The sequence below is a fragment of the Bergeyella anatis genome (genome assembly GCF_036016955.1).
GTDB lineage: Bacteria > Bacteroidota > Bacteroidia > Flavobacteriales > Weeksellaceae > JAYWXI01.
Genome location: NZ_JAYWXI010000099.1, coordinates 1 through 576, shown reverse-complemented (window position 1 = coordinate 576; position 576 = coordinate 1). Strand labels below are relative to the sequence as shown.

1 pseudogene is annotated in these 576 nt (G+C 31.8%); it reads left to right on the top strand.

The annotated features are described in order from the left end of the window. Nucleotides 1-576, top strand: a pseudogene (locus VQ048_RS12425) (hypothetical protein); the annotation flags it as partial.

The following is a 576-nucleotide window of genomic DNA, read 5'->3' as shown; positions in this document are numbered from 1 at the left end:
GGTTGGTGTTCCCTATTATAATGATGATGATTTTTTATGTTACCGATACGAGATATTGACCGAATGGGTTAGGTATGATGAACCATATAACGAGGAAGAACGCCAAGAACAAAAAAGAAACTTACAGACCCTTAAAGAATGTAATATAATGAGCGACCTTATGTATGAAAAAATCAAAAACGCTAATAATTTGGATTTTTTTGAACAGCGATTAAACACTTTTAAAATCCAAACTCCATTTGATTTGGAGTGCAAACAAATTGCCCAAAAAGTATATCAGTTGTATAAAGATTATCCTAATGAAAGTATTTTTAGATATAGCACTTACCAATACCAAGAAGATGAAGAATATGAAACTATAACAATGGATAAATACATTGGCTTTGTAGCGACAGCTGATGATTGGATAAGCGACCAAATAGACGAAATGCTCAATAACGAATTTAACGAGTGTGCCGATATTGACGAGCCTACTATTTATAGAAACTTTACGAAGAATTACAAAAAAGATACACGCAACTTTGATTTTGAGAGAAGACTATTTGAAAGTATTTCAGAAACCTATCATTTATTCAA